Annotated in this window: 23 protein-coding genes; 2 read left to right on the top strand and 21 right to left on the bottom strand. The window is 69.8% G+C overall.

Annotation, left to right across the window (positions count from 1 at the left end; all coding sequences use genetic code 11):
- Positions 1-41: 41 nt before the first annotated feature.
- Positions 42-431 (bottom strand): hypothetical protein, encoded by a 390-nt coding sequence (locus ASF88_RS09850; protein WP_157498299.1) that lies wholly within the window; start codon positions 429-431, stop codon positions 42-44.
- A 320-nt stretch (positions 432-751) separates the two neighbouring features.
- Between ASF88_RS09850 and ASF88_RS09840 the strand changes: the two genes are divergently transcribed.
- On the top strand, positions 752-2,059 hold the full coding sequence (locus ASF88_RS09840; protein WP_235493395.1) for a restriction endonuclease subunit R: 1,308 nt from the start codon (positions 752-754) through the stop codon (positions 2,057-2,059).
- Between the two features lie 16 nt (positions 2,060-2,075).
- On the opposite strand, the gene ASF88_RS09835 is transcribed toward ASF88_RS09840, so the two are convergent.
- The 16 genes from ASF88_RS09835 to ASF88_RS09760 form a co-directional block, all read right to left on the bottom strand.
- A complete protein-coding gene (locus tag ASF88_RS09835; RefSeq protein WP_055917418.1) occupies positions 2,076-2,945 on the bottom strand; it encodes a ThuA domain-containing protein in 870 nt (289 codons plus the stop codon).
- Complete coding sequence (locus ASF88_RS09830; protein WP_055917415.1) at positions 2,942-3,952, bottom strand: sugar phosphate isomerase/epimerase family protein; 1,011 nt, start codon at positions 3,950-3,952, stop codon at positions 2,942-2,944. The genes ASF88_RS09835 and ASF88_RS09830 overlap by 4 nt, the downstream gene beginning before the upstream one ends.
- A 12-nt stretch (positions 3,953-3,964) precedes the next feature.
- Positions 3,965-5,146: a Gfo/Idh/MocA family protein gene (locus ASF88_RS09825; protein WP_082518884.1), complete on the bottom strand. Its 1,182-nt coding sequence runs from the start codon at positions 5,144-5,146 to the stop codon at positions 3,965-3,967.
- Positions 5,143-5,559 (bottom strand): C-glycoside deglycosidase beta subunit domain-containing protein, encoded by a 417-nt coding sequence (locus ASF88_RS09820; protein WP_055917412.1) that lies wholly within the window; start codon positions 5,557-5,559, stop codon positions 5,143-5,145. The genes ASF88_RS09825 and ASF88_RS09820 overlap by 4 nt, the downstream gene beginning before the upstream one ends.
- Before the next feature lie 9 nt (positions 5,560-5,568).
- Positions 5,569-6,354: a nuclear transport factor 2 family protein gene (locus ASF88_RS09815; RefSeq protein ID WP_055917409.1), complete on the bottom strand. Its 786-nt coding sequence runs from the start codon at positions 6,352-6,354 to the stop codon at positions 5,569-5,571.
- Between the two features lie 22 nt (positions 6,355-6,376).
- On the bottom strand, positions 6,377-7,435 hold the full coding sequence (locus tag ASF88_RS09810; RefSeq protein ID WP_235493394.1) for a sugar phosphate isomerase/epimerase family protein: 1,059 nt from the start codon (positions 7,433-7,435) through the stop codon (positions 6,377-6,379).
- Positions 7,432-8,550, bottom strand: coding sequence for a sugar phosphate isomerase/epimerase family protein (locus tag ASF88_RS09805; RefSeq protein WP_055917406.1), 1,119 nt, complete (start codon positions 8,548-8,550; stop codon positions 7,432-7,434). Before ASF88_RS09805 ends, ASF88_RS09810 begins: the two co-directional genes overlap by 4 nt.
- Entirely contained in the window at positions 8,547-8,945 is a 399-nt protein-coding gene (locus ASF88_RS09800; RefSeq protein WP_055917403.1) for a C-glycoside deglycosidase beta subunit domain-containing protein, read from the bottom strand. The genes ASF88_RS09805 and ASF88_RS09800 overlap by 4 nt, the downstream gene beginning before the upstream one ends.
- Positions 8,946-9,021: 76 nt before the next feature.
- Positions 9,022-10,593: a GMC oxidoreductase gene (locus ASF88_RS09795; protein WP_055917400.1), complete on the bottom strand. Its 1,572-nt coding sequence runs from the start codon at positions 10,591-10,593 to the stop codon at positions 9,022-9,024.
- Positions 10,590-11,384, bottom strand: a complete 795-nt coding sequence (locus ASF88_RS09790; RefSeq protein WP_055917397.1) for a TIM barrel protein — start codon at positions 11,382-11,384, stop codon at positions 10,590-10,592. Before ASF88_RS09790 ends, ASF88_RS09795 begins: the two co-directional genes overlap by 4 nt.
- A gap of 12 nt (positions 11,385-11,396) precedes the next feature.
- Positions 11,397-11,768, bottom strand: coding sequence for a nuclear transport factor 2 family protein (locus tag ASF88_RS20350; protein ID WP_055917394.1), 372 nt, complete (start codon positions 11,766-11,768; stop codon positions 11,397-11,399).
- Positions 11,765-14,395, bottom strand: a complete 2,631-nt coding sequence (locus ASF88_RS20345) for a glycosylhydrolase-like jelly roll fold domain-containing protein (protein WP_055917391.1) — start codon at positions 14,393-14,395, stop codon at positions 11,765-11,767. Before ASF88_RS20345 ends, ASF88_RS20350 begins: the two co-directional genes overlap by 4 nt.
- Positions 14,392-15,906, bottom strand: a complete 1,515-nt coding sequence (locus ASF88_RS09775; protein WP_055917388.1) for a family 43 glycosylhydrolase — start codon at positions 15,904-15,906, stop codon at positions 14,392-14,394. The genes ASF88_RS20345 and ASF88_RS09775 overlap by 4 nt, the downstream gene beginning before the upstream one ends.
- Before the next feature lie 6 nt (positions 15,907-15,912).
- Positions 15,913-16,755 (bottom strand): carbohydrate ABC transporter permease, encoded by an 843-nt coding sequence (locus ASF88_RS09770; RefSeq protein ID WP_055917385.1) that lies wholly within the window; start codon positions 16,753-16,755, stop codon positions 15,913-15,915.
- A 3-nt stretch (positions 16,756-16,758) separates the two neighbouring features.
- Positions 16,759-17,715 carry a carbohydrate ABC transporter permease gene (locus ASF88_RS09765; protein WP_235493393.1) on the bottom strand — a complete coding sequence of 319 codons (957 nt, stop codon included), beginning with the start codon at positions 17,713-17,715 and terminating at the stop codon, positions 16,759-16,761.
- 68 nt (positions 17,716-17,783) lie between these two features.
- On the bottom strand, positions 17,784-19,076 hold the full coding sequence (locus tag ASF88_RS09760) for an ABC transporter substrate-binding protein (protein ID WP_055917382.1): 1,293 nt from the start codon (positions 19,074-19,076) through the stop codon (positions 17,784-17,786).
- Between the two features lie 231 nt (positions 19,077-19,307).
- Between ASF88_RS09760 and ASF88_RS09755 the strand changes: the two genes are divergently transcribed.
- Complete coding sequence (locus ASF88_RS09755) at positions 19,308-20,243, top strand: LysR family transcriptional regulator (RefSeq protein WP_055917380.1); 936 nt, start codon at positions 19,308-19,310, stop codon at positions 20,241-20,243.
- A 94-nt stretch (positions 20,244-20,337) separates the two neighbouring features.
- Here the strand turns inward: ASF88_RS09755 and ASF88_RS09750 are convergent, their stop codons facing one another.
- The 4 genes from ASF88_RS09750 to ASF88_RS09740 are packed head-to-tail and all read right to left on the bottom strand — an operon-like array spanning position 20,338 to position 24,759.
- On the bottom strand, positions 20,338-21,819 hold the full coding sequence (locus ASF88_RS09750) for a C-glycoside deglycosidase beta subunit domain-containing protein (protein ID WP_055917377.1): 1,482 nt from the start codon (positions 21,817-21,819) through the stop codon (positions 20,338-20,340).
- Positions 21,820-21,822: 3 nt separating this feature from the next.
- Positions 21,823-22,749 carry a sugar phosphate isomerase/epimerase family protein gene (locus ASF88_RS09745; protein ID WP_235493392.1) on the bottom strand — a complete coding sequence of 309 codons (927 nt, stop codon included), beginning with the start codon at positions 22,747-22,749 and terminating at the stop codon, positions 21,823-21,825.
- Complete coding sequence (locus tag ASF88_RS20940) at positions 22,746-23,147, bottom strand: C-glycoside deglycosidase beta subunit domain-containing protein (protein ID WP_235493391.1); 402 nt, start codon at positions 23,145-23,147, stop codon at positions 22,746-22,748. The genes ASF88_RS09745 and ASF88_RS20940 overlap by 4 nt, the downstream gene beginning before the upstream one ends.
- A gap of 13 nt (positions 23,148-23,160) precedes the next feature.
- Entirely contained in the window at positions 23,161-24,759 is a 1,599-nt protein-coding gene (locus ASF88_RS09740; protein WP_055917374.1) for a GMC oxidoreductase, read from the bottom strand.
- Positions 24,760-24,797: the final 38 nt, after the last annotated feature.

Here is a 24,797-nt window from a genome sequence, read left to right as displayed (position 1 = left end):
ATTGGCGCGGTCTCTCGAACGACCAGCGGAACCAGAGGCCGTCACTCGATCACCTCCGACGTTCCGTCGCTGTAGATCACCGTCAGCGGCAGGTGCGGCGCGGGCGTCGGCGCCTCAGGCGGCACGCCCGTGCCGCCCACGAAGCCCGGTCCGCTGTTCGGCCCGATGATCACGTAGTAGTCACTGCCCTCGATGGTGGCCACGGCGTTCACACACCATGTGGCCCCCAGGCCCGGCCTGCTTCCATCGCGGGTGAATCGGACCTTCTCCACGTTCGGTTGCCACTCGTCGCGGAAGTAGAGCGCGGAGTCACGCTGCAGCTCTTTGACGGGCGGGTCCGGCTTCATGAGCCGGCTTCCGATCGACGAACAGGCCGACAGGCTGACAATTAGCACGGCGCCCAGCAGCGCAGTCGTCAGCGTCCGAACCATTCGCATGTACGCCCCCTCCGTTGTCATCCGTCGCGCTAGACGCGTCGTTCTACTCAACCGGACGTCGACAGCGCGGCAACGCGCGAGCAGACAGCGGGCCACTGGTTCGACGGCCCGGTTCGGCGGTCGGCTTGATGACGTTCTCGCCATGTCTTCCCAGGCATTCACGGGTCAGCGGAGGGCACGAAGACGGTGCTGGCGCATCTGAATCTCGGTCATCCGTCGGGTGACGTAGTCACCCGATATTTCACGCAAGCATTCTTCTTTCGGATTCGAGTAGAAGCGTGTAGCTTTCCTACATAAGCCGGAGGAAGAGTGCCATGACCCTGCCGATCCTGCGTGACGACGCGCTCACCGCCTCCGTCGACGGGTTCGCGGTGCACGTGAGCCTGCCGTGGATCCGGTCGCTGCCGCTGTCGAGCGTGTCAGGGGTGCGCCTCCACCTCGACGGCGAGGAGTGCGCCGTCGACGTGCCGGACGGCGACGGCTGGTGGTTCGTGCAAGACCGGCTCGCCCTGCGCGGCCGCCGCCCGCTCTCCGCCGGCCCGCACAGTGTCGCCGTGTCGTTCCGGCTGCTCATCCCGTACCTCCCGGCCGGGCCCGATGCACCGCTGGTGCTGGACTTCGCGGGCGAGCGACGCCTGGAGGCCGTCGCCGAGACGCCGTGGACGCTCGCCGCCAGCGCCTTCAACTGGACGCCAGAGGTCATCCGCGCCGAGCGGCCGGCCGCCGACATCGCGGTCGGCATCGTGGCCTCCGGAGTCTCACGCGTGGTCGAGCTCGAACCGGGCCAGCTGTGGAGGTCGTTCCCGATCACACCCCCGGCGGAGGCCGCGGACCTCCGCGATCGGATCGCCGCCGCGGGCGGCCGGGTCGGCATCGTCGGCGCGAGCCTCGATGACTGGGTGAGTCCCACCAGGCGGCGCGACGACGACGAGCGGCTCGCCTTCCTCCTCCCCCAGTTGCGCACCGCGCATGACCTCGGGGCGGAGGGAGTGCGGCTGCCGCTCGGACAGGCCGGCCCCGCGCTGCTGCGTCGCGTGCAGCCCGTGCTCCACGAGCTCGACCTGACGCTCTACGAGGAAGCCCAGGGGCAGCAGACACCGGAGGCACCGGCTGTCGCTCGGGCGATGGACGATATCGCCGAATTCGACGATCCCCGCGTCCGGCTGCTCATCGACACCAGCATGTTGATGCCGGCGCTCCCGGTCACCTACCTCGCGGCGCTCGCGCCGCACATCCCGGACGCGCTACGGGCACGGCTGACCGACGCGTGGCTGGAGCCGGAGACGCTCGACGCCGTCGTGGCCCACCTGCGATCGGGCGCCGTGCCTCCCGCTGCGCACGCGCTGTACATGAACCTGCTCGTGCGATTCGGCCGCTCGCCGGTGGAGGCGCTGCGCGGCATCCTCCCGCTCATCGGCGCGTTCCACCTCAAGTTCTGGGACCTCGACGACGCAGACGACCGCGTCTCCCGGCCGCTGCGCGACCTCGGCGCGCTCCTGCGAGACGCCGCGGCCGGCTTCGCCGGCACGCTCTGCAGCGAGTGGGGAGGCCATGAGTGGCTGGACGAGGACCCCACCCAGCAGACGCGCGCGCACCTCGCGCTGGCCAGCGCCTCCCTCTAGAAGACGCCTAGGCGGCTCAGCCTTCGCGGTTGTAATACGGCCAGGGGAGGAAGCGGCGCTCCCCCCGACGGTCCGGGCCGGCGAGCGTCACCGCGCCCGTCGCGGCCCACTCGACGCCGCGCGGGAACATCCGGATGAACTCGATGCGGCGGAACGTGTCGATGTCGTGCCCGATCGTGATGGTGAACGAGCGGCCGGCGCCGTACTCGTTGATCCAGGCGATCGGCTGGTCGGTGTTCATGCCGGGGAGGGCGGCGATCCCCTCCTCCGGGATCGCCACCGGGTAGTGCGACATCGGCCAGACCGGCGCCTTCTCGTACGACTCCAGGTCGTCGTAGGTCGTGAGCAGAACCTGGGCGCCGTCGAGGATCTCGACGCCGGTGAGGATGTCGTCGCCGGTGACGGTCCAGCGCGCGCTGATGCCGTCGGTGATCGGGTGTCGCGGCTCCACGGTGTCGAGCTGTGCCTCGCCCCAGGGACGCGGCCGCAGGCCGCCCGCGACCGTCAGCCGCGAGCCGCGCAGGGTGTTGTACTCGTCCGGGTAGCCCCAGTCGTCCTCCTGCGCGGCCGAGCCGTGGAACCAGACGATGCCCTTGCCGTCGTCGTGCACGAACTTCAGCAGCGCGGCGTCCGTCTCCGGGCCGAAGCCGACCGCCTTCTCGTGATAGCCGTCCCGGCCCTCGAACACCACGATCACCACGTCGTACTTGTCGATGATCTCGGCGCCGAGGCCGCGCGGGTCCTCCACGACCCGCACCCGGAAGCGCCCGGTGTCCTCCAGCAGCTGCGTCAGCCAGACGTTGTGCTGGCGGAAGCTGCGGTGCTCGTTGTCGTGCTCCCGCGTCATATGGCCGGAGAGGATGAGCGCGTCGAGGACCTCCGTCATCGGCCCGCCTTCGTCGAGAAGGCGGCGTCGAAGGCCGCGTCGGGCGGGGTGATCGCGTTGAGCTCGCGCACGAAGGCGATGGCCTCCGGGGCGCCCTGGAGGCGGTCCATGCCGGCGTCCTCCCACTCGACGGAGGTCGGTCCGGTGTAACCGATGAAGTTGAGCGCGCGGAAGATCGGCTCCCACGGCACCTCGCCGTGCGCGGTTGAGACGAACGTCCAGCCGCGGCGCGGGTTCGCCCACGGCAGGTGCGAGCCGAGCACGCCGTTGCGGCCGTCGAGGTTGGTGACCGACTCCTTCACGTGCACGTGGAAGATGTGGTCGGCGAAGTCGAGCACGAACGCCACCGGGTCGAGCTGCTGCCACATGAAGTGCGAGGGGTCGAAGTTGATCCCGAAGCTCTCGCGATGGCCGATGGCCTCCAGCGTCGCCTTCGCGGTCCAGTAGTCGTATGCGATCTCGGAGGGATGCACCTCCAGCGCGAACCGGACGCCGACCTCCTCGAAGACGTCGAGGATCGGGTGGAAGCGGTCGGCGAAGTCCCGGTAACCGGCGGCGATCCACTCGTCTGAGGCCGGCGGGAACATCGCGACGGCCTTCCAGATCGACGACCCGGTGAAGCCGGTGACGGTCTTCACGCCCAGCGCCGCGGCCATGCGGGCGGTGAGCTTCAGCTCCTCGGCGGCGCGCTGCCGCACGCCCTCGGGGTCGCCGTCGCCCCACACCCGGTCGTTCAGGATGTCGCGGTGGCGCTCGTCGATCGGGTCGTCGCAGACGGCCTGCCCGGCGAGGTGGTTGGAGATCGTCCAGACCTGGAGGCCGTTGCGCTCCAGGATGTCTTTGCGCGATCGCACGTAGTCGGCGTCGTTCCATCGGGACACGTCGAGGTGGTCGCCCCAGCAGGCGATCTCGAGTCCGTCGTAGCCCCACTCGCCGGCGAGCCGGGCCACTTCTTCGAACGGGAGGTCGGCCCACTGGCCGGTGAACAGGGTGATCGGTCGGGGCATGACGTTCCTCCTCTATGGGTGGGCGGGCACCGCGGCCTCGACCGCGACCCACGCCGAATCGTTCGCCGAGCTGGCCTCCACCGCCGCGAGCACACGCTGCACCGCCAGGCCGTCATCGAACGTCGGGTCGAGCTCGGTGCCATGCGCGATCGCCGTGACGAAGTCCACCACCTGGTGGGAGAAGCCGTGCTCGTAGCCGAGCATGTGGCCGGGCGGCCACCAGGCCGAGACGTAGGGATGCTCGGGCTCGGTGACCAGGATCGTCGTGAACCCCTGCAGCTCGCCCGGCGCGTTGCGGTCGTAGTACCGCAGCTCGTTGAGGCGTTCGAGGTCGAACGCCAGTGCGCCATCAGAGCCCGAGACCTCGATGGTGAGGGCGTTCTTGCGGCCGGTCGCGAAGCGCGTGGCTTCGAACGAGACGAGGGCGCCGCCGTCGAGCCTGCCCGTGAAGATCGCGACGTCGTCGACCGTCACCTCCCCGAGCTCGCCCGTGGAGCTGCCGGCGAACCCGGTCCGCTCACGGAGCAGAGGCCGTCGGGCGACGATCGTCTCGACCGTGCCTGACACACGCGTCACGCGCCGGCCGGTCACGAACTGCGTCATGTCCACGATGTGCGCGCCGATGTCGCCGAGCGCACCCGAGCCGGCGTGCTCCTTCTGGAGGCGCCAGCCGAGCGGGACGGAGGGGTCGACCAGCCAGTCCTGACGATAGGCCGCGCGCACCTGGCGCACCTCGCCGATCGTGCCGCGGGCGATCAGGTCCTGCAGGAGGGAGACCGCGGGCACGCGACGGTAGGTGAACCCCACCATCGCGCGCACGCCGTTCCCGGCCGCGCGCTCGGCGGCCGCCGCCATCGCCTCGGCCTCCTCGACGCTGTTCGCGAGCGGCTTCTCGCACAGCACGTGCTTGCCGGCGTCCAGAGCCGCGATCGCGATCTCGGCGTGCGAGTCGCCCGGCGTCACGATGTCGACGAGGTCGATGTCGTCGCGGGCGATGACCTCCCGCCAGTCCGTGGCCGACTCGGCCCAGCCCCACTGCTCGGCGGCGCGGGCGACAGCATCGCTGTTCCGGCCGACGACTACGGCCATCTCGACGGTGTCGGGGAGGTCGAAGACCCGCGGCGCCTGCCGCCAGCCCACCGAGTGGGCCGCGCCCATGAACCCGTAGCCGATCATGGCCACCCGCAGCGTCATGCCAGCACCAGCTCGCGCTCGACGGGCACGCGGTTGGTCACGTACCGGCCGGGGCCGCCGTCGACTCCCGGCATGATCTGCATGTAGAGCAGCCGCATCGTGAGCACGACCTCCACCGTGAGCTTCTCGCCGGCCGCCGGCGCGTGGCCCAGCGGGATCACGACGTCCGGACGGTCGGCGACGAACCAGAGGGTCTCGGTCTGCTCGGGCAGCTCGTCGATGCGGTAGCTGCGTCCGTTCAGCTCGAAGCGGAGGTCGTCGCGCGGGATCGCGACGCCGTTGACCGTCGCGGCGACGTCGTCGACGGCGGACAGCCAGAGGCTGCGGTACCAGGGCAGCTGCACCGAGACGGCGATGCCGTCGGCCGTGCGCCGGACGTCCCTCTCGGCGAAGAGCGAGTTGTGTGTGGCCATCAGCGTCTCCTACTTGAACGTGTCGGTGAAGGTGTCGTGCGGGACCGGAGGCGCGGGCTCGAGCGTCTGCACCGTGCTCGGGCTGTACGGGTGGTTCTCGCTCGGCACGGGCTCGTCCGCCGGCGGCATGAACACGGGTTTGCCGTCGTCGCCGAAGTACATCAGGTCGAGGTCGAAGGCATCCTGGTTCTTCTCGCCGAAGCTGACCCAGTTCTCCTCGAACGGCGCGCGGGCGAGCTCGTAGCAGCGGAACTTCCAGATCTTCCACTCGCCGTCCTGGCGGAGGAAGTCGATGGCGTACTTGCACCAGACCCAGTGCGCCCAGACTTTCTTGCCCTGCACCTCGCCCGCCGAGTACATGAAGTCGGGGCTGTCCTTGGCGACCACCGGGTCGGTCAGGCCTGACTCGGTACCGGCCATCAGCCAGACGCCTTTGGCTGTCTCGCCGTCGGCGGCCACCTCGATCACGGGCGTGGTGGTGGCGTGCAGGATGAGCTTGCCGACCGGGTTCGGGCGCCCCTGGTGGTACCGGATGACGCTCTCGTAGGTCGTGTACTGGCCCGCGTTGGTGTAGCGGGCACGGATGCCCTCCGTGCCCTCCTTCACCCAGAGCGGAATGATCTGCTCGTCCTCGAACGCGTTGTGCAGGTACATGTAGCGGCTGAAGAGGTTCTCGATCTCGCCGCGGTCGGCGGCGCGGCGGGCGAGGCCCCGCGCGGCCGCGACCTCCTCGCGGAGGCGCGCGACCTCGGCGACGAGCTCCGAGACGGTGGTCTCGGCGACGGTGTCTGACATGGCTGACGTGCTCCTTCGCGGATCAGGCCGGGACGCCGGCGACGGCGTCTTCGATGGTGCGCCGCATGAGCGCGTGCTGCTTCTTGACGAGGTCGATCGGGTCGGCCTCCCCGAGGTCCTGGAACGCGTGACCCTCCCACTCGCTGGAGAGGTACCCGCGGTAGCCGCCCTGGACGAACTGGCGCACGATGCGCGGGATGTCCATGGCGGGCTCATGGCCCTCCGCGTCGATGTCGTAGAACTTCGCGTGCACGTGGAAGATCTGCGGCATGATGTCGAGCCACTCCTCCGGCGGCACCAGGCCGTGCATGTTGAACGCCAGCCGGGTGAACGGGCCGAAGCGCGCCGGGTCGACGCCCTCGCCGGTGAGGTAGTCCTCGAACTTCTGGTTGCGCACGTGCATGGGCGTCGGCTCGTGCCAGATCTCGTCCATCACGCCGAAGTGCTTCTCGTCGAGGCCCATCTTCGCCAGCTGCGACAGCAGCGTCGGCGACAGGCTGTGCATCGTGGAGGAGAAGTCGGCGGTGAAGCCGAGCCGGTCGCTGCCGAGCTCGTCGTAGAGCTCGCGGATGCCGACGACCTTGGGGTCGTTCGGGCCCTGCGGCGCGTGGATCTCGTAGCCGAGCCGCTGGTCGTACTTCTCGGCCAGCGGCAGGAGGCTGCGCAGCAGCTCGCGCCCGGCCGAGCGGATGACGACCCGCTTGAAGCCGAGCGTGTGCGCGGTCTTCAGCTGCCGGGCGAGGAAGTCGTGCTCCTCGTCCGGCGTCATGTCGCGGTCTTTGCGACGGCCCATGTCGAGGTTGGTGCCGACGGCGCTCGGCTCGAGCTCGTATTTCTCGAGCGAGTCGAACCAGAGCTTCTCGAACTCCGCATCGACGTCGGGGTACGTGCGCAGCAACTGGGCGATGTTGAACTCGACGCCCGGGCCGATGCCGTTCTCGGCGACCGAGGCGATCAGGGTCTCTGGCGTGTAGAGGCCGGCCGCGAACTCGCTCGTCATCGAGTAGAGGGTCGTGCCCAGCTTGATGCCGGTGCCGACGATGCCGTCCGGTTCGCCAGTGCTCATGCTCTCAGTGGTCATGCGCTTGCTCCTTCGGTGGTCGGCAGCCACTGCGACAGCTGGAGGCGGGCCTCCGCGGCGTCGGTGACCATCCGGCTCCCCGCGTTCTGCGCAGCCGAGCGCTGCACGGCCTGCTCGTCGCGGATGATCTCGAACGGCGACTGCCAGTAGTTCCAGTGCCAGCCCTCGTACTCGCTCGAGATCGCGCCGTTGTAGCCGTTCTGCGTCAGCAGCGCGATGAGGTCGCGCACCGGAACGGACGGCTCTTCGTGGTTCTCGTCGATGCCGAAGAACTTGCCGTGCACGTGCTTGATCCACGGCATGATCTCGAGCCAGTCGTCGACGCGGGCCGGGCCGAAGAGCCCGGTGCCGTTGATGGCGAAGTCGATGCCGAGGTCGGGGCGGCCGTTCTGCGCGGCGAGGCCGATGAACCGGCCGAAGCGCTGGCCGTGGTCGGCCTGGTCGGCGGGAGGGCCCGCTTCGTAGAACTCGTTCCAGAGGTCGACGACCTGGCCGAGCAGCTCGTCCGTCGCGCCGCGGCGGCGGTAGGCCTCCAGCAGCGACGGCGCGAAGCCCACGGTCGTCGCGCCCCAGTCGGCGGTGAAGCCGAGGAACGGGGAGCCGACCTTCTCGTACCGGTCGCGCAGCGCGAGGATGCGCGGGTGCGAGGCGTACTGGTCGGCGTGCACCTCCAGCGCGAGCGTCACCCCGTACTGCTCGGCGATCGGCGCGAGCGCGGCCATCGAGTCGGGCGTGATCGAGATCTGCACCCGCGCGATCGGGAAACCGAGCTTCGCCGCGGCCTCGATCTGGCGGCGCATGTACTCGATGAGCTCGTCCTGGTTCAGTAGCCGGTCGCGGTGGATGCCGATGTCGGCGTTGATCGCCAGCGACGTCGGCACGAGGTCGACCTCGGCGACCAGGTCGCGGAACCAGCCCGCGAACGCGTCGTCGATCGTCGGGAAGCCGCGGAAGCTGGAGAAGCCGATGATCTCCAGCCCCGGACCGTACCCGTCGGCGGCGACCTTGCGGATGAGGCCTTCGAGGTCGTACTCGCGGCCGTGGAACGCCCGCGTGAAGCTGTAGAGGGTCACGCCCTGGATCGGGGATCCGAGGCGGGAGGTCGAGTCGCTCATGCCGCCACCGCCTTCATGGTCTTGGTGTCGTGCTCCTCGATGTGGAGCACCTCGTCGTCGCCGATGATGATGTACGGGATGTACACGGTGAGGTCGACGGCGACCTCGTGCTGCTCGCCGTCGGCCGCCACCGGGACGTCACCGGAGAGCACCGCGGAGTCGAGCGGGAACCACCACGACTCGGTGTCGTCGGCCATCTCGGCGAAGGTGCGCTCGCGGCCGTTGAGCTCCCAGCGGAGCGTCTCGACCGGAGCAGGCACGCCGTCGATGGACAGCGTGGCGCCTGCGATGCAGGACGCCGGGAGCGCGCGGTACCAGGGGATGCGCACTTCGACCGCGGCACGTGTGCCGGTGGTCGTGAGCGTGCCCTGCTCGATGATGCGATCGGGGATCACGAGTCCTCCTTGACTTTCTCCGTGTTTCTACACACTAATGTCGTTTTGATACATAAGGCAAGGGCTTGCGGCCGATTCACACGGCAGCGAGCTCCCGGGCGATGCGGCGAGCGCCCCTGACCGCGAGCGCGACCGAGGTCAGCGTCGGGTTGCACGCCGTCGCCGTCGGGATGACGCCGTTGCCGGCGACGAAGACGCCCGGCGCCTCCCACACCTCGCTGTCGGGGCTGCACACGCTGCGGCCGTCGTCGGCCTCCCCCATCCGCACGCTGCCCTGGTAGTGCAGGGAGGCTCCGAGCGGCATGGTGAACGGCCGGTCGCCGATGGGGTCGCCGACCGCCTTCGCCAACTCCACGATCTCGGCCTGCGCGCGTTCCAGCACGGCATGGTCGCGGTCGGTGAGCGTGTAGTGGAGGCGCAACGCGGGCATGCCGTACCAGTCGAGCTCGTCGTCGCTGAAGGCGACGCGATCCTCCCACTGGAGGTCCTTGGCGCAGAACAGCCCGAGCCCGACGATCGAGCCCGGCACCACCGGGTCGTCGTCGGCGAGCGGGATCGGGGAGGCGTCGAGCTGCATCACCTGACCGTGGAACGGCACCTCGTCGGTGTAGGGCACCCACGTGACGCCGCTGCGCTCGCTGATCGCCCCGTCGATGATCTCGTCCGTCCCGACCTCGCCGGAGGCAGCACCCGAGGATCCGCCCTGCGACGACTCGGCCGCCGCCACCTTCTCGGCGTCGCGGATGCGCGTCGCGTAGACGACCTGCGTCTGGTCGTTGAGCATCCGGCCGAGGGCGGGAGGCCGGATCCCGCTGGCCCACAGCACCTGCGGTGTGCGCAACGCGTCGGCGGCGACCACGACGAAGCGCGCGCGCACGGTGCGGAGGTCGCCGGTGCGGCGGTCGCGCACCTCCACCCCGGAGGCCCGGCCGCCCTCCAGCAGCACACGCGTGACGAGGGATTCGTCGAACAGCGTGAAGTTCTCGTTGGCGCGCGTCGCGTCGCCGAAGACCACGTCGGAGCCCGACCACACCAGCCGGCCGTCGTCGCGACGGTGCACCGCGAGCGGCATCCGCTGCACGCGCCGGTCGGCCGGGCGCCCGTCGTCGACCGCGGCGGCGATCCTCTCCCGCACCAGGGCCGTGAACGGGGCGCCGTCGAACGCGTCGGTGGTGACGCCGAGCAGCCGGTCACCCTCGTCGAGGAGGGCGTCGAGGTCGGGCAGGAACGCGATGCGCTCGCTGTCACCGGGGCGCGGGCAGGCGGCCGTCCAGTGCGCACCCATCCCGCCGACGTTGCTGGAGAAGGCGGCGACCGGCATGCCGTCCTCGCCCGGCTCCTGATAGCCCTCGTCGAGCAGGTAGGTGCCGGGCCGCCCACGCCGCTGGCCGGAGGTCACGGCACCCGGGGAGCTCACGGTCTCGGCGCCGGCACCGGGGCCTTCGGAGCGTTCCTGCGCCTCGGCGCGGGCGGCGGGGTCCTCGATGTTCTTCACGTGCGCGCCCGGCGGTTCCGAGACCGTCGGGCCGACCTCGAACAGCGCGATGGTCGCGCCCGGCGCCTCCTCGCTGAGGATGCGCGCGTACGCGGCGCCGGTGGGCCCGCTGCCGACGATGACGACGTCGACCGCGTCGGGATAGCGGCTCATGCCGCCGCCGCCAGTTCGCGGATGAGCGCGACGGAGGCCGCCGACTCCTGGGTCGGGTAGTACTCGAGCCCGATCGGCCCGTCGTAGCCGGAGGCCCGGAGGATGCCGAGGCGGTCCGCCCAATCGAGGTCGCCAGAGCCCGGCTCGCCGCGGCCCGGGGCGTCCGCGAGCTGCACGTACGCGATCAGGTCGCCCGCGTTCGCGAGCTCCGCCGCCATGTCCTCGCCTTCGACCGCCGAGTGGTAGATGTCGTAGAGCACCCCGAAGAACGGCGAGTCCACACCGCGCGCCACGTAGACGGCCTCCGCCGTGCGGTCGAGCAGCGAGCCGGGGTGGTCGACGCGGATGTTGACCGGCTCCAGCGCGAGCGTGATGCCCGACCCGTCGATCTGCGCGACGGCCTTCTGGTAGATCTCGACCAGCTTGTCGAGCTGCACCTGCCGCTTCCAGCCTCCGAAGCCCGTGCCACTGCCGACGACGATGCGCGGGCAGCCGAGGTCCTGCGCGATCGCGACGCCCTCGTCGAGCTTGCGGTAGAACTCGCTGTGGTCCCACGGCGGAATCATGAACTGGGTGCGCGGCTCCGAGAGCTGGGCGGTGAGTTTCGTGCCGGTCTCCTCCAGTGCGGCCTTGAGGGCGGGGAGGTCCTTCGGCGTCGACGGCGCGTCGACGCCGGTCGGTCCCCACATCTCCACGGCGCCGAAGCCCGCCGCCGCGGCCGCACGCACGCGGTCGTGGTAGTCGCCGGCCTCCGTGAAGAGCAGTTCGATGTTGGGTGCGAGCTCGTACATGGGTTCTCCTGTTCAGAACATCGGATGGTCGTGGGCGGCATGCACGGGGACCTGCTGCAAAACGTCCCAGTGCTCGACGATCCGGCCGCTCTCGAATCGGTAGATGTCCGCGACCGCGGCGTCGGGCGCACCGGGTCGGGAAGCTTTGACGTGGACCATCGCCAGGTCGCCGTCGACGAGGATCCGCTGGATCTCGAAGCGCGCGTCCGGGCTCCCGTCGAACTTCGGCGTCAGCGCCTCCACCGCGGTGGCGGAACCGTCGACGATGTTGGGGTTGTGCTGCCGGTAGTCGTCGGCTACGAGGAACGCGAAGGCGTCGGCGACCCGCTTCTGCGTGTAGAAGAGCTCGCAGAAGTGCTCGAACGCAACGCGGTTGCCGGTCATGGGGCAGACCTCCTGGTCACCGTCGCCAGCGTCACGGGGCCGAGCAGCCCACTGGGCTCCTGCTGCGCGAACGCGGAGAAGAAGTCGGGCTGCGCCTTGGCGAGCGTGTTCGTCACCTCGATCTCGATCATGTTGCTCCCGTTGAGCACGCCCGCCGGCACGTCGAAGCGATAGGGAGGCGCGATCCGGGTGCCGAGGTCGACGCCGTTGAGGCGCACGGTGGCGAGCTCGAAGACGTCGCCCAGCTCGAGGACGTGCTCGGCCGCGACTCCCTCGGAGTCGAACGACGCCGTGTACCGCGCCGTGCCGCTGAACCGCGGCAGCAGGTCGGGGTCGCTGAGCGGCCGGAGGACGTCGAGCTCGCTCCACTCGGCGTACGTCGGCTCCCCCGCCGTCGCGATGGCGACCGCCCACGTCGGTGCGAGCTCGACGGGGGCGCCGCGCTCGGCCGCCGGCCGGACTGGCAGGCCCTCCCAGGCCGAGGGCGAGCCGACGAGCAGCACGAGCGACTGCCCGGGTCCCAGGTCGAGGCCGACGGAGGTCGACCGCCCGTCGCTCACCCCGGGCACCTCCGCGAGGGTGCCGGTGACCGCGTCGAAGGCGACGACCTCTCCCGCGCGCGGGAGGGTCGCCGTCGTGCGCACGGCCTCCCGCACCGACTCGTTCACCAGCATGATCACATCCGCGTCGCCGAGGTCGCGGCGCAGCACCCGCAGCGACGCCGCCGGACGGTCGAGCCGCACGGCGCGGTCGGTCATCGCCGAGACCGCGTCGACCAGCCGCTTCTGCGACACCGGACGGAACCGGAGCTTCAGCGCGTTCGCGTCGATGCCGCCGCTGCCCGCGACGTCGGGAACCGAACCCACGAACACCACCGGCACACCCGCGTCGTCGAGCAGCAGCAGCTCGCGCGCGACGTGTGACGGAAGGTAGGCGCTTCCCGGAACGATCAGCGCGTCGTACGTCTCGTCGCCGACCGACAGCCGCGACCCGTCGGCGCCGGCGGTGGGGAGGGCGTCGGCCGGCACGATGTCGGCGTCGAGCTGCGCCTCCATCAGCAGCCGCAGCGGCCGCTCGGAGGGCATCGCGTCGCCCAGCCATTCCGCGTCCGCGTGGTAGAGCACGGCGAACGGGGCGACATGCGCGCCTCCCTGCAGCAGGTGGCTCAGGCGGTTCGTGTAGGCGCTCAGCAGGTGCTGGTGCGGGTATTGCGGGTTGTTGCCGCGTGCGTAGAAGTGCGGAGGGCAGTCCGGGTCGGGGAACGGCGCGGGCGAGAAGGCGTGCGGCACGATGTGCGTCACACCACGCACCAGCAGGTGGTTCGTCAGCCAGGTGAACAGCCGGAGCCCGGCGTACCAGCCGTACGCTCCGATCGTCTCGCACATCGCCCTGCCGTGTTTGAGGGGATCCAGGTGAGCGGCCGACGAGGCGAGCTTGGCGAGCCCGAAGTGGAAGAACTCGCCGTCGGCGGCGCCGCCGAGGTTGCCGAACGGCCCGCGGGAGAACCCGGGCACGACCTGGCCGCCGATGATGTCGACGCCCGCCATGTCCTGACCGGCCATCGCCCGGAAGTAGTGCCCGGCTCCCGGGCCGAGCCGCGCGTGCGAGCCGTTGTCCTCGATGACGTGCCCGATGTACTCGACGCCGTGCGCGCGGCACCAGTCGCCGAGCCGCCGGCCGAAGTTGTCCGAGTAGAGCCGCGAGACCGTGTCCATGTAGGCGTAGCGGAGCTCGCGCTCGCGTCCGCCGGCCGGCATCCAGAGCAGCGGCAGCAGCGGGGTCGCGTCGCGGCCGAGCCGATCGGACAACGCGGTGGCGACCGCGTCGTTCCACGGCAGCGGCACCGGCTTGCCGAGCCGCGAGTCGAAGTCGAAGGTGTCCGGGTCGTTGTAGAGCCCGGGCTCGTCGCTGAAGAACCCGCCGATGGTGGTCCCGAACTCGTCGGCGTAGCGCGCGTGGATGCGCTCGTACACCGTGTCGATGAGCAGCTGCGTGGAGCCGGCGTCGAGGTAGTCGATGTGCCTGGCGTGCGGCTCGCTGCCGCCGCCTTCGCCGACCGCGAGGAAGAAGACCCGCCACCAGCCGTCGGGGACGTCCCAGTGCACCACGCCGTCCACGATCCGGTCGGTCAGGTCGACGGGGTCGCCGACGAGCTCGTCGGAGTCCTCGGCGCGCGGGTAGGCGAGCACCCGCAGCAGCTGGCCCGGCTCCTGTGCGGCCTCCGGGCCCCAGAATTTGCGGCGCTCGACGATGAAGGAGGCGCCGCGCGCCGGACCGACCGCGTCGGTGTGCCGCTCGGTGAGGAAGCGCCGGCGCAGCTCCGCGGGCGCGGCCTCCACCGCCCCGCCCGCGTGCCCGGTCGGGAACGTGTCGTCGTCGAAGAACCAGACCGTCATGCCGCGGCGGCGGGCGATCTCGAGCACAGCGTCCACGTCGCGCCACCAGCCGTCGCCGAGGAACTCGGGATGCGGTCGCGCCTCCAGGATGACGGCGCCGATCCCCGCGTCGGCGATGCGCTCCATCTCCTCGCGCACGACCTCCACCGGGCCGCCCTTCTGCCAGAACAGGGGCATGATCGCGTTCGGGACGGTACCGGTCACCACGTCGCGGAGGCGCTCGAGGGTCATCGCCGTGCCTCCGCGCCGATCGGCCGGTAGCGGAACCTGCGGAACACGACCTCGCCGTCTCCGGTCGCGAACAGCGCAGGACGCAGGCTCTTCAGGTCGTTCATCGTCGCCGAGTGGGCACCGGAGGTGTCGTACCGGACGCCGTGCCGTGTCCACTCCTCCCCCGGTCGCCGGTGCCAGCCGGTCACGATGTGGTGGTCGTTCCTCAGGCGCAGTTCGATGATGTCGCCGGGCTCCGCCGGCTCGCGCCAGTGCGTGCGGATCCCGCCCGCGTAGCTCTGCATCGCGGAGCCGTCCCAGCCCATCCCGAAGAACATCCGGTCGTTGAAGTAGAGCAGGAGGCCGCCGGTGGACCCGTCGCGCACCTCGAGCTCGACCTCGATGTCGTAGGCGTCGTCCATCGCCCAGGTCGTGAGCGGCGAGGAGTCCGCGGGCGTCGTGCCCGTGCCGCGCAGCGTCAGCCCGTCGCCGAAGTGCGCTCGGGCCGACTCGGCGGTCCCGGGGTTGTCGAAGACCCAGCGCTCACCCCACGCGGCAGTGGCGAAGTCGTCGGAGGGCGCAGGGACGGCGACCGGTGAGGAGGCGCCGACGGGCTTCCGCAGCGGCGCGCCGACGTCGGCGGCCGAAGCCACCGGCCAGCCGTCCTCCGTCCACTCGATCGGCTCGAGCAGGGCTTGCCGGCCGAGGGTGCGGTAACCGTTGGCGTAGCCGTGCGACACCATCCACCACGACCCGTCCGGCGCGTCGAGGATCGTCGCGTGACCGCGCGACCACCAGGCCTCGTCGGCCGACCAGGTGCGCGCGATCGGATTGCCCGGAGCGTTCTCCCACGGGCCGTGCACCGAACGCGACCGGGCGACGATGACCATGTGGCCGGTCGGCGGGCCTCCGGTGCCGCCGACCGCGCTCACGAGGTAGAACCAGTCGCCGCGGCGGAACAGCTTCGGCCCTTCCAGTGCGAACGCCTCGGTGATCCACTCGTCGGGGTACCGCCAGCCGTCGTAGACCTGCTCAAGCGGCGTCAGCGCGTGGAGGCCGTCCGGGCTCAGCCGGCAGCGCCGGATGCCGCTGACGAAGAGGTAGCGCTCGCCGTCCTCCCCCACCACATGCCCCGGATCGATGGCTCCCGAGACCCCGGTGTAGACCGGCTCGCTCCACGGCCCTTCCGGGCTGTCGGCGTGGATCACCCAGATCTGCGGCTCGGGGATGGCGTCCGACCACGCACTCGGGATGAACGGGATGTAGAGGTAGAACCGTCCCTCGTGCTCGATGAAGTCGGGCGCGAACACCGTGCTGAGCGGCTCGTCGAGCGCGCAGGTCACGAACGTCCAGTTGACGAGGTCCGGCGAGCGCCAGATCGTCAGCCCGGGCGACGCGTCGAACGACGAGTAGGTCAGGTAGTACTGGTCGCCCACCCGCAGGACAGCGGGGTCGGGCCGGTCGCCGGGCAGCACCGGGTTGCGGAAGGTCCCGTTCCCCAGGTCGGGGGCGGAACGGGGAGCGTCGGTCATGCGGGGTCAGCCCTTGAGCCCGCCGGCGTAGCCCTGGATGAACTTCTTCTGCGCGAACGCGTAGAACGCGAGGATCGGGATCATCGAGACGATGACGACCGCGAAGATCAGGTTCCACTGCGAGACCAGCGAGCCGACGTAGCTGTACATGACGACGGGGAGGGTCTGCCACTGCGTGCCGTTGAGGAAGATCAGCGACGTGAAGAAGTCGTTCCACACGATCAGGCCGGCGAGGATCGCCACGGTGCCGGTCGCCGGCGACATCAGCGGGAAGACGACCTTCCAGAACACCTGGTAGCGGTTCGCGCCGTCGATGACGGCGGCCTCCTCGTACTCCGGTGTCAGATTGCGGAAGAAGTTCGCGTAGAGGAACACCGAGAGCGGCATCAGCATCCCCGTGTAGATGAGGATCATGCCCCACGGGTTGCCGACCAGCCCGACGTCGCGCGCGCCGATGTACAGCGGCAGCGTGCCGAGCTGGGTGGGCAGGATGATGGCCACGAGGAACAGGTAGAACGACCGGCGGCTCCATTTGCTGGTCGAGCGGGCGATGCCGTAGGCGGCGACCGAGCCGAGGCCGACCAGCAGCAGGATGCTTCCGGTGGTGATGATCACGCTCGACGCCAGGCCCGCCCAGATGTTGCCCGAGGAGGACGAGGCCGGCGAGAGCAGCTGGATGAAGTTGTCGAACGTCGGGCTCGTCGGCGGTGCGACGGCGGCCGAGCTCAGGATGTCGGGCAGCGTCTTGAACGACCCCACCAGCAGGATCCAGAACGGCAGCAGCATGATCGCCGCCGCGATCAGCACGATGATCTCGATCGCGAGTGTCTTCTTGGTGTAGCGGAACATGGCTCACGCCTCCTTGAGCGAGCGATCGCGCGTCGCGTACTGCTGCGCGAGGGAGAAGACCAGGATGAGGAGGCTCAGGATGAGGGCCAGCGCAGCCCCGAAGCCGAACTCCTGATAGGTGAACGCCTGCTGGTAGACCTCCAGCGCCAGGGTCTGGGTGGCGCCGGCCGGGCCTCCACCCGTCAGCGCGACCACCTGGTCGAACACTCGCAGGCCCTGGATGAGCGTCAGCGTCGTCGCGATCGCGACCGACGGCTGGATCTGCGGGAGGACGACGTACCGGAAACGTTTGAAGGCGCCGGCGCCGTCGAGGGCGGCCGCCTCCTCCATCTCGATCGGCACGGTGGCGAGGCCGGCCAGGTAGATGACCATGACGAAGCCGATGTTCTGCCAGACCATCACGATCAGCACGCACCAGATCGCGAGCGTCGGGTCGGCGAGCCAGTTCTGCTTGGGGAGGCCCACCGTGGTCATCACCTGGTTGAGGGGACCGTTGTAGTCGAAGATGAACTTCCAGATGTACGAGACGGCGATCGGGCTGACCACGACCGGCATGAAGATCAGGGTCCTGAGCACGTAGCGCGACTTGAGCGAGCGGTTGAGCGCGAGCGCGAACAGCAGTCCGAAGATGTTGGTGAAGACCAGGAAACCGAACGCCAGGATCAGCGTGTTCCACAGCGACCCGATCAGCTCGGGGGTCTGGAAGATCTTGACGAAGTTCTGGAGGCCGACGAAGTCGAACGCCCCGAGCCCCGACCAGTTCGTGAAGGCGAAGAACCCTCCGGCGATGGTCGTCGCGTAGATGACGATCAGCATCAGCACCAGTGCGGGGAGCGCCCACCACCAGCTGCCGAGCTTCACCCGGTAGGGCCTGGTGCGGGGGGCGCGATGAGGCGCCGCCAACGGTGTCTGGGTCTGCGTCTTCGTCGTCATCGTCCGCACCTCTGACTGCGTCGTCATCGATTCGTTCCTTCCACCCGGATTCGGGCGGCCGGCCCTCGACAGGGTCGGCCGCCCGGGTCACCGGATCAACCCCAGTCGGTGTCCATCTGCTGCAGCACCTGCTTGACGGTCATCTGACCGGTCAGGATGCCCTGCACGCCGTTGCCGAGATCGGTGTAGATCTTGGCGTTCGGCCACTCGGTCGGCGCGTAGCCGCGGGTGTCGTTCTTCGCGATCTCGTCCTTGATGCCGGCGTACTGCGGCAGCAGCGTCGAGTCGTTGCCGACGTTCACCGGGATGGTGCCCACCTGCTTCGAATACTCCTCCTGGCCCTTGTCCGAGACGATGTAGCTCAGGAAGTCGGTCGCGAGCTTCGGGCTCTTGGTCTTGGCGCTCGCGGTGACGCCCTGGTCGGCGCTCAGCGAGAGGTAGGTCTTGGTGCCCTGCGGGGCGCCGACCGGGAGGGCGACGAGCTTCACGTGACCGCCGGCCGCCTGCATGATCTGCTGGGCCGCGGCGCTCGGGGCGAAGAAGCCGAGGATCTTGCCGGAGGACGCGCCGTTGGTCAGGGCGTCGAAGCCGGCGCTGGTGGCGCCGTCCTGGAAGCAGCCCGCGTCGTACATCTTCTTGATCGACTCGAGCGCGGTCGTCCAGCCCTTGGTGCCGGCGAAGGTCACCTTGTTCTTGGCGCGGTCGGCGTTCCAGTTCTTGTTCGGGCCGTAGACCGTGGAGGTGGCGAGCGCGACGGCGAGGATGCCGTTGTTCTGGTAGGTCGATCCGGCCAGGCCGTAGACCGTCTTGCCGGCGGCGCGGGCCTTGCCGCACTGGGCGATGATGTCGTCGAGGCTGGTCGTCGCGTCGATCTTCACGCCGATCGACTGGGCGAGCTCGTCGTTGTAGATGACGCCGTTCAGCTGAGTGCCGAGCGGGACGCCGTAGATCTTGCCGTTGTACGTGTAGAGGCTCTTCGCGGAGTCGGGGATGTTGGCCTTGATCGACGCGTCGTCGAGCGGGAGCACGAGCCCGGACTTGGCCCACGGGAGGATGGAGTTGGACTGGCCGGTGCCGCCCTCCGCGTAGAACGTGTCGGGTGCGTTGCCGCCCTGCACACGGGTGGCGATGGTCGTCGGGTAGCTCTGGACGGGGAGGTTCTGGGTCGTGACCGTGACCCCCTTGTTGGCGGCCTCGAACGCCTTGGCCAGGCTGTCGTAGGCCGCCTTGTCCTGGTCGTTCGTCGCGCCGTAGGCGAAGGTGATGGTCTGCGGCTCCTTGCCTCCCGTGGATCCGCTGCTGGAGCAGCCTGCGAGCAGGAGGCCCGTGGCGACGGGGATGGCGAGCCAGGCAAGCCGAGCAGTGCGGCTCCTGCGTGTGTGCTTCATCGGATTGACCTCTTCTGAGACTTCGTTGTCGATGAGGGCGGCGGCTGTGTCGTCGGCCCTCCGGGGGCGATTCGAGTTTCGCAGTGCTAAAGCAGATAAACAACGGTAGTTCTGCTTATCCCAGACATAAGCTGGGTCGATACGCGATCGATACCGCGCCCGCGCTCCTCCGCACTGAGTGCGTCGTTATAGTGAAAACGCCTGGCCCGCGTAGGAAAGGATCACACCGCCGTGACCGACTATCCGCTGATGTCGCGGCTCGATCTGAACCTCCTGATCGCGCTGGACGCGCTCCTCACCGAGCGCAGCGTGACCCGTGCGGCCGAGCGTCTGCGGCTGAGCCAGCCGGCGCTCAGTGCGTCGCTCTCGCGGCTGCGCATCCACTTCGACGACCCGATCCTCGCCCGCCGCGGCAACACGTACGAGCTGACGCCGCTGGCGCTGCGCCTAGCCGACCACACGACGATCGCGTTGGAGGCCGCGCGCCGGGTGTTCGAGAGCCAGGCGACGTGGGACCCGTCCGAGTCGGTGCGGCAGTTCTCGATCTTCGGCTCCGACTACGGCTTCACCACCATCGGGCGCGTGGTCTCCGAGCTGGCCGCCGCGCAGGCGCCTGGAGTGCACTTCCGGTTCATGCTGCACAACCCGACCGTCGTCGAGGATGCGGCGAACCGGCTCCGCTCGGTGGACGGCATGGTCATCCCGCACGGCTTCCTCACCGAGCTGCCGTTCGTCGACCTCTGGCAGGACGACTGGGTCGCGATCGTGGCCGAGGACAACGACGAGGTCGGCGACGCGCTGTCGCGTGACGAGATGTCGAAGCTGCCCTGGGTGATGAACTACCAGTCGCGCTCGGCGTTCACCTCGGCGGAGCGCCAGGTGCAGCAGCTCGGCATCGAGCCCAACGTGGAGGTCGTGGTCGAGAGCTTCCTGGCCATCCCGCACTTCATCGCGGGCACCCGCCGCGTCGGCATCATCCATCGGGCCCTGGTGCCCCTCGCCCAGCGTGCCGGCGCGGTGCGCGTGGTCGGCCTCCCGTTCGCCCCGACGCCGATCGTCAACGCGCTGTGGTGGCACCCGGTGCACACGCACGACCCCGAGCACACCTGGATGCGCGGGCTCTTCGAGGAGGCCGGCCGTATCGTCGCCGCCGGCGAGCACACCTGAGCTAACCCTCCGCCGAAGGGCACGTAAACGCCCCAAAAGCGGCGTTTTAGGGGCGTTTACGTGCCCCTCGATCGCTTCGGGATGTCACAGCGCCCTACCGCCGGGCGGTCTGCAGCGAGCGCATGCTGGCCCTGATGAGGTCGTGCTGCTTGCGCACGAGCAGGAGCGGGTCGACCTCCCCCAGCTCGGCGAACGCGTGCCCCTCCCACTCGCTCGACCAGTAGCCGCGGTAGCCTCCCTCGACGAACACCTTCACGAGCTCCGGATAGTCGATCGCCGGCTCCTGGCCGTTCTCGTCGATGTCGTAGAACTTGGCGTGCACGTGCAGGATCTGCGGCATGATGTCGGACCACTCGTGCGGGTCGACGTGGCCGTGCATGTTGAACGCCAGGTGGGCGAACGCGCCGAGCCGCCCAGGGTCGAAGCCGCGGCCGTTCAGGTAGCCGATGAACTCCTGCTGGCGTTCGCGCATCGACGCGTCGGTCGCCCAGATCTCCTGGAGGCGCTGCACCGCCGCATCGTCGAGACCCGCCCGCCGCACCGCACGCAGCAGCGTCGGCGACATGCTCTGCATGGTCGAGGAGAAGTCGGCCACGAACCCGAGCAGCGGCGAGTCGAGCTCGGCGTAGAGGTCGCGCACCGACACGATCTCCGGCGAGTTCGGCCCGAGGGGAGCGTGGATCTCGAAGGCGAGCTTCAGCTCGAGGTCTTCGGCGATCGGCAGCAGGCGACGTAGCAGCGCGGGCTTGGCCGACTGGATGCGCACCAGCGGGAAGCCGAGCTTCGCCGCGCCGCGGAACAGCAGTTCGCTGACCTCGAATTCCTCGTCGGGCGTCATGTCGCGGTCGCGCCGCTTGCCCATGTCGAGGTTGGCCCCGAACGAGCTGGCGTCGAAGCCGTGCCGGTCGAACGCCTCCCGCCAGGTCGCGACGAACTCGTCGGACACGACCGGGTAGGTCGGCAGCACCTGGGAGGCGACGATCTCGATGCCCGGGCCGATGCAGAGTTCGGCCACGCGGTCGAGGAGGCCGTCGAAGTCGAACCAGCCCGCCCGGAACTCCGCGCTGGCCGAGTACAGCGTCAGCCCCAGCGTGAACGGGTCGGCCTCGGTCGCCTCCGGTGCCGGCGGCACATCGGTGACGAGCGCGGGCGGCGGGGCGTCGTGGTCGGTCGCGGTGAGCGTCAGCCGCTGGTGCACGACGTTCGGGACGTAGAGGCCGGGGCCGCCGTCCTCCCCCGGCTTGATCTGCATGTACGGCAGCCGCAGCTCGCCGTGCAGTTCGACCTCGTGCGTCTCGCCGAGCTCGACGGCCGGGTCGCGCCGCACGATCAGCAGCGGGTGCCACTGCAGGTACCAGAGCACGTCGCTCTGCTGAGGGAGGTCGGCGACGCGATAGCGCACGCCGTCGAGCTCGAACGCGAGGTCCTCCTCCGGCACCTTCACACCGTCGAGGGTCAGCTGCAACGTGGTGACCGACGACAGCCACAGGCTGCGGTACCAGGGGATGGTGAGGGCGAGGGCGACGCCCTCGGGGTGGACGCGCAGGCTCACGTCGTCGATGAGTCCGTTGGGCATGGGTCAGTTCCCGTCTGCGAGCGCCGGGGCGGCGGCCGCGCGTTCGGCGGCGATGGATCGGATGAGGGCGTGCTGCCGGCGCAGCTGGTCGGCGGCACGGTAGGGCTCGTGATGGCCCTCGTACTCGCTCGACAGCCAGCCGGTGTAGCCGGAGGCGACGACGACGTCGATGATCTCCCGCCAGGGAATGTAGTGGTCGACCAGGTCGTCGTCGACCTCGTAGAACTTGGCCTGGAAGTACACGGTGTGCTCCATCACGTCGGCGAGGTCGGACACCGGCACGAACGGCACGTCGGGCGGCATCGCTCCCCCGTCGCCCATCCGGAAGGCGGCGCTGCCGCCGCGCCGCCGGTAGCGCTGTACGTCGAAGACGCCGGTGTCGATCAGCAGGCCGAACTGCGAACCTCCGGTGCGCTCCTTGAACTCCAGGTACTCCTCGACCACCGGGGACTTGATGACCGTCGGCCAGTGGATCTCGGGGCAGATGACGATGCCGAGCTCCTCCGCGAGCTCCAGGTTGCGCTCCACCGCCTCCTGCCAGATCGGGTCGACCCGCAAATCGCCGGAGATCACGCCGATCTTCGGACGCACGAACGAGAAGCCGAGCCGGCCGGCCAGCCGCAGGTCGAGCGCGAGCTGGGCGGCGCCCTCCGCGGCCGTCATCGAGCGGCCCGGGAACCGGCGCGTGTCGATCCACGATCCGTACAGGGTCGGGGTGAGCCCGAGACGCTCGTTGCGGGCCAACCAGGCGTCGATCCAGGCGGTGGAGGGGTTCGGGTAGTCCGCGATGTGGCCCTCGCCGAGGATCTCGAGCCCGGTGGCGCCGAGGTCCGCGACGTCCTCGATGCAGTCCTCGACCGTCATCGTGACGCCGATGTCCTCGGTGTAGCTGTACAGGGAGACGCCCAGGCCGAACGGAAGCGCGCTCATCGGACGATCACCGCCTTCCGGCTCGTGGTCCAGATCGAAGGCTGGAGCTCTTCGGGGATGTACGACATGCGCAGGCGCAGCTCGAGCGTCACATCGTGGATGCCGCGCGTCAGCCCGCCGGGTTTGGGAACGGTGAGCAGTGCCGGCGCGTCCATGGGCCAGCGCGCGTCGGGCGACCTCTGCAGCTCGTCGAAGGTGTACTCGCCGGTCGGCAGGGTCCAGACGATGTCGTCCCCGCCGAACTCCTCGCCGTCGACGGTCACTGTCGGCTTCTCGATCAGGTTGCCCCAGAGCCCGCGGTAGTACGGGCTCCGCACCCGCAGCTGGAACCCCGAGGGGGCGTCGTCCGGTCCGACGTTGCGGAACCCGGCAGCCTGGATCAGCTGTTCTTCGAGCATGTCGTCCTTCCTTTCAGTTCGTTCGTGCGGCGGCCTGCGGCACGGCGCTCAGCCGACGGGCGGCCTCGCGCGCGCCGCGCACGGCGATCGCCACGCTCATCAGAGTGGGGTTCATCGTGGTGGCGGTCGGGATCAGCCCGTTGCCTCCGACGAGGAGGTTGTCGTAGCCCCACACGCGCGAGTAGGGGTCGGCGACCGAGGTGCCGTCGTCCTCCGCGCCGAGCCGCATCGTGCCCTGGTAGTGGAGGCTGGAGCCGTTCGGCAGCAGCCGCGGCTCGGCGACGAACGTGCCGAGCGCGTTGCCGGCCCGGCGCAGGCGCTCCGTGGCCTCCGCGATCTCGGCCTGCTCGGCATCGGTGAGCGCGTAGGTGATGGTGAGGTTGGGGAAGCCGCGGTAGTCGAGCTCGTCGTCGTCGAAGGTGACGGCGTCGTCGAAGCGCGGCCGCTTGCGCATCCCGTAGCCCATGTTGACGTAGCCCCAGCGGTTGCCGGCCGCGGGATGGTCAGGATCGAGCTGGAAGGGCGGGTTCTCCGCGTACATGACCTGCAGCGAGAACGGGTGGTCCGGCTCCGAGAACGGGATGCGGTTGACGGCCGCGACCGGGTCGGCCGGGTTCGTCGCGCGGCGGGCGAGCTCCTGGTCGAGCTCGTCCTCCGTCGCGAAGCGCCTCATGCTGTCGGCGTCGAGCGCGACGGTCGAGATCACGACCGGGTGCTCGGTGAGGTAGTGGCCGAGCGCCCGCGGCCGGATGCCCGACGCCCACAGGAGCTGCGGCGAGCGGAACGCGTCGCCCGCGACGACCACCAGGTCGGCCTCCACCGCGTACACCTCGTGACTGCGGAGGTCTTCGACGGTCACGCCGGTGACCCCGCCGTCGCTGTGGTCGATCCGGCGCACCAGGGAGAGGTCGCGCAGCTCGAAACGCTCCGCAGGCTCGTTCCCGGGGTCGAGCAGCGGACCGAGCACCACGTCGGCGCCCGCCCAGCGCATCGTGCCGTCGGGCTGCGGGTCGCCGGCGACCGGCAGAGTGCCGGGGCCGTACCCCTCGGGCAGCTCGCCGGCGAACTCCTCGGCCAGCAGCGACCGGATGGCCGACCCGATCTCGGAGTCGGCGAAGGCGGCGGTCTGCACGTGCAGCAGCCGCGACGCCTCCGCGACCAGCTCCTCCCACTCGGCATCGGCGATGAACGGGATGCGCTCGCTGAACGACGGGCTCGGCGTCGCGCACGTCCAGTGCGCACCCATGCCGCCCACGTTGGTGGAGGCCGCGGCGGCCGGGAAGGTCGGCGTGTGCGCCGCGCCCTGTCCGCCGTAGTCGAGCAGGTGCGTTCCTCCGCGCGCGGTGAACATGCCCTCCACGACGACCGACGACGGGATGCCGAGCGACTCGCGGAACGCGCCGGCCTGCGGGCCCTGCGAGCGCTCGCGCGCGCGCTCCTTCTCCTCCGGGTCGGGGATGTTGCGGACGTTCTCACCGGCGATGGCGGTCAGCTGCGGGCCGGCCTCGAACAGGACGACGCGCGCGTCGGGCACGGCCTCCAGCAGCAGGCGGGCGTAGGCGGAACCGATCGGGCCGCTGCCGACGACGGCGATCGTCTTGGTGGTTGTCATGGTGCTCTCCTGCGGTGTCAGGGCTGAGGTCTTCTGTC

The organism is Leifsonia sp. Leaf336 (assembly GCF_001423695.1).
Lineage (GTDB): Bacteria > Actinomycetota > Actinomycetes > Actinomycetales > Microbacteriaceae > Leifsonia.
The sequence above is the reverse complement of the archived record's forward strand: the minus strand, read 5'-3'. Positions and strand labels throughout refer to the sequence as shown.

What these genes read in the sequence shown, in the direction of transcription:
- ASF88_RS09840 (WP_235493395.1), top strand. Translation starts at nt 752, where the DNA reads ATGACCCTGCCGATCCTGCGTGACGACGCGCTCACCGCCTCCGTCGAC.
- ASF88_RS09815 (WP_055917409.1), bottom strand. Translation starts at nt 6,354, where the DNA reads ATGTCAGACACCGTCGCCGAGACCACCGTCTCGGAGCTCGTCGCCGAG.
- ASF88_RS09835 (WP_055917418.1), bottom strand. Translation starts at nt 2,945, where the DNA reads ATGACGGAGGTCCTCGACGCGCTCATCCTCTCCGGCCATATGACGCGG.
- ASF88_RS20345 (WP_055917391.1), bottom strand. Translation starts at nt 14,395, where the DNA reads ATGACCCTCGAGCGCCTCCGCGACGTGGTGACCGGTACCGTCCCGAAC.
- ASF88_RS09820 (WP_055917412.1), bottom strand. Translation starts at nt 5,559, where the DNA reads ATGGCCACACACAACTCGCTCTTCGCCGAGAGGGACGTCCGGCGCACG.
- ASF88_RS09760 (WP_055917382.1), bottom strand. Translation starts at nt 19,076, where the DNA reads ATGAAGCACACACGCAGGAGCCGCACTGCTCGGCTTGCCTGGCTCGCC.
- ASF88_RS09825 (WP_082518884.1), bottom strand. Translation starts at nt 5,146, where the DNA reads ATGACGCTGCGGGTGGCCATGATCGGCTACGGGTTCATGGGCGCGGCC.
- ASF88_RS09850 (WP_157498299.1), bottom strand. Translation starts at nt 431, where the DNA reads ATGGTTCGGACGCTGACGACTGCGCTGCTGGGCGCCGTGCTAATTGTC.
- ASF88_RS09830 (WP_055917415.1), bottom strand. Translation starts at nt 3,952, where the DNA reads ATGCCCCGACCGATCACCCTGTTCACCGGCCAGTGGGCCGACCTCCCG.
- ASF88_RS09810 (WP_235493394.1), bottom strand. Translation starts at nt 7,435, where the DNA reads ATGACCACTGAGAGCATGAGCACTGGCGAACCGGACGGCATCGTCGGC.
- ASF88_RS09740 (WP_055917374.1), bottom strand. Translation starts at nt 24,759, where the DNA reads ATGACAACCACCAAGACGATCGCCGTCGTCGGCAGCGGCCCGATCGGT.
- ASF88_RS20940 (WP_235493391.1), bottom strand. Translation starts at nt 23,147, where the DNA reads ATGCTCGAAGAACAGCTGATCCAGGCTGCCGGGTTCCGCAACGTCGGA.
- ASF88_RS09795 (WP_055917400.1), bottom strand. Translation starts at nt 10,593, where the DNA reads ATGAGCCGCTATCCCGACGCGGTCGACGTCGTCATCGTCGGCAGCGGG.
- ASF88_RS09750 (WP_055917377.1), bottom strand. Translation starts at nt 21,819, where the DNA reads ATGCCCAACGGACTCATCGACGACGTGAGCCTGCGCGTCCACCCCGAG.
- ASF88_RS09765 (WP_235493393.1), bottom strand. Translation starts at nt 17,715, where the DNA reads ATGACGACGCAGTCAGAGGTGCGGACGATGACGACGAAGACGCAGACC.
- ASF88_RS20350 (WP_055917394.1), bottom strand. Translation starts at nt 11,768, where the DNA reads ATGACCGGCAACCGCGTTGCGTTCGAGCACTTCTGCGAGCTCTTCTAC.
- ASF88_RS09770 (WP_055917385.1), bottom strand. Translation starts at nt 16,755, where the DNA reads ATGTTCCGCTACACCAAGAAGACACTCGCGATCGAGATCATCGTGCTG.
- ASF88_RS09790 (WP_055917397.1), bottom strand. Translation starts at nt 11,384, where the DNA reads ATGTACGAGCTCGCACCCAACATCGAACTGCTCTTCACGGAGGCCGGC.
- ASF88_RS09805 (WP_055917406.1), bottom strand. Translation starts at nt 8,550, where the DNA reads ATGAGCGACTCGACCTCCCGCCTCGGATCCCCGATCCAGGGCGTGACC.
- ASF88_RS09775 (WP_055917388.1), bottom strand. Translation starts at nt 15,906, where the DNA reads ATGACCGACGCTCCCCGTTCCGCCCCCGACCTGGGGAACGGGACCTTC.
- ASF88_RS09745 (WP_235493392.1), bottom strand. Translation starts at nt 22,749, where the DNA reads ATGAGCGCGCTTCCGTTCGGCCTGGGCGTCTCCCTGTACAGCTACACC.